The organism is Intestinibacter sp. (assembly GCF_051866655.1).
Lineage (GTDB): Bacteria > Bacillota > Clostridia > Peptostreptococcales > Peptostreptococcaceae > Intestinibacter.
The window spans coordinates 1-2,121 of sequence record NZ_JBJDXL010000548.1 but is presented as its reverse complement, the minus strand read 5'-3'; the positions used below and the strand labels follow the sequence as shown (position 1 = coordinate 2,121).

The 2,121-nt window shown below is 34.6% G+C and carries 2 protein-coding genes and 1 pseudogene; 2 read left to right on the top strand and 1 reads right to left on the bottom strand.

All coding sequences use genetic code 11. The features are described from left to right. Window positions 1-244: pseudogene (locus ACI3VO_RS16555) on the top strand (2-iminoacetate synthase ThiH); the annotation flags it as partial. A 9-nt stretch (window positions 245-253) separates the two neighbouring features. Continuing rightward, entirely contained in the window at window positions 254-877 is a 624-nt protein-coding gene (locus ACI3VO_RS16550) for a thiamine phosphate synthase (protein WP_439758969.1), read from the top strand. A 63-nt stretch (window positions 878-940) separates the two neighbouring features. Here the strand turns inward: ACI3VO_RS16550 and ACI3VO_RS16545 are convergent, their stop codons facing one another. After that, window positions 941-2,107: an iron-containing alcohol dehydrogenase gene (locus tag ACI3VO_RS16545; protein WP_439758968.1), complete on the bottom strand. Its 1,167-nt coding sequence runs from the start codon at window positions 2,105-2,107 to the stop codon at window positions 941-943. Window positions 2,108-2,121: the final 14 nt, after the last annotated feature.

Here is a 2,121-nt window from a genome sequence, read left to right as displayed (position 1 = left end):
ATTCGATCCTCATGCAGCGCTAAATGTTTCGACTAGAGAGGATTTAGATTTTAGAAAGCACGTAATACCTCTAGAAGTTACTAAGCTAAGTGCAGAGGTTACTACTGAGGTAGGTGGACACACATTAGGAGAAGGTGGAACTAACCAATTTGAAAACAACTCAGATGCAAGCTTAGAAGAAGTTGGAGAAATGCTTAGCTCTATCGGATATCAATATGTATTTAAGGATTGGGAAAGATTCTAGAGGTGAACGATGTACTTAATTACTAATAGAAATCTATGCTCAAAGGAAAAATATTTAAATACTATAGTAGAGGCTTCTAAAAATAAAGTAGAGTATTTGATATTGAGGGAGAAGGATCTAGACTATCGAGATTTGAAGGCCTTGTATCTAGAGATTTTACAAGAATTAGAGAAAAATTCCACAGATATAAAAATAATAGTAAATAGCTCTATAGAATTATATGAAAATTACCCAGTTTACGGAATACATCTTCCTTATCATAAGTTCAAAAGCATGGTAGACGATAAATACGAATTTGACAGAGACAAGGTTATAGGTCTATCTCTACATACAGTAGAGGAAGTAGTTGAATTAGAGGATATCATCGAGAAAAACGATATAAAAATAGAGTATATAACTTTATCGCATATATACGAAACTAAGTGTAAAGAGGGATTAAAGCCTAGGGGAATAGAGCTTTTAAAAAAATCTAGGGATATAACCGAAATAAAAATAGTGGCATTAGGTGGAATTTTACCTCAAAATGTAGGAGAAGTCGTAAATTACTGTGACGATTTCGCAGTAATGAGTACGCTTTTTAAAAGCGATGATGTAAAGAAAACTATAGAGGAGTACAATGAAAATATAAAATAAGTTTTTTTAAAAAAGCCTTTTTGACAGCATATATCTTGTCAAAAAGGCTTTTGAGTTTATCTATTATTTTGCATTATAGGCATTATTAAGTACATTTAAGTAATCCTCTTTAGTCATAGGTCTAGGATTGCTTTCAGTAGATATATTTATAGATGATTTTTGAGCTAATATATCGAAGTCCTCTAATTTAACATCTAAATCAGAGAATAGCGGAAGCTTGACATCTAAAGCAAGCTTTTGAACAGCCTTAACAGCTATATCAGCACCTTCTGTATCGTCCTTAAATTCAAATCCCATAGTCTTTGCAACTCTAGCGTATCTTGATACACAATAGTCCTTATTGTATTCCATAACATGAGGAAGTAAAACTGCATTACAAACTCCATGAGGTAAGTCGTACATTCCACCTAGGGCCTCAGCTATACAGTGGACACTTGCGACGTCAGAATGGCTAAATCCAATTCCTGCAAGCATACTTCCCATAAGCATCGCACTTCTAGCTTCTAAATTATCACCTTCAAATACTGCAGTTATTAAGTTATTGTATATAAGCTCGATTGCGTATAGAGAAACGGCATCGCTAATAGGCTCTGAGCAAGTTGCAGTATATGCTTCGATTGCATGAGTCAATGCGTCCATACCAGTTGCTGCAGTTACAGCAGGTGGAACTGATAGAGTAAGAACAGGATCGCAAATTGCCACCTTTGCAGCTGTGTATTTACTCTTTACAGTCATTTTGTATTTGTTTTTTGTATCAGTTATAACTGAAGAAAATGTTATCTCACTTCCTGTACCTGATGTTGTAGGTATAGTTATAAGTAGAGGTAGAGGCTTTGTAGCGGCAGTTTTACCTTCGTATTTTTTGATTTCTGTTGCATCGTGGGCAAGTAAAACTCCTACAGATTTTGCACAGTCTATAGGGCTTCCTCCTCCAACTGCTATTATTGAATCACAGTTGTTTTCTCTGGCGATTTTTGCGCCTTCTTCTACATTTACATCTTTAGGGTTTGCTTCAACGCCGTCGTATACGACATAAGGAATGTTATCCTTGTCTAGTAAATCAGTTATTTTTTGAAGTATACCTGCTTTTGAAACGCCCTTGTCAGTGATTATTATTGGTTTTTGACCTTTATTTTCTTTTAATTCGCTACATAAATTATCTAAACAGTTTGCACCGTATATTATTTTTGTAGGTAGTTCAAATGAAAAGAATTTTGTTAAATTATCCATACGGTTTCCTCCTT

Coding starts and splice junctions, on each gene's coding strand:
- ACI3VO_RS16550 (WP_439758969.1), top strand. CDS start 254: ATGTACTTAATTACTAATAGAAATCTATGCTCAAAGGAAAAATATTTA.
- ACI3VO_RS16545 (WP_439758968.1), bottom strand. CDS start 2,107: ATGGATAATTTAACAAAATTCTTTTCATTTGAACTACCTACAAAAATA.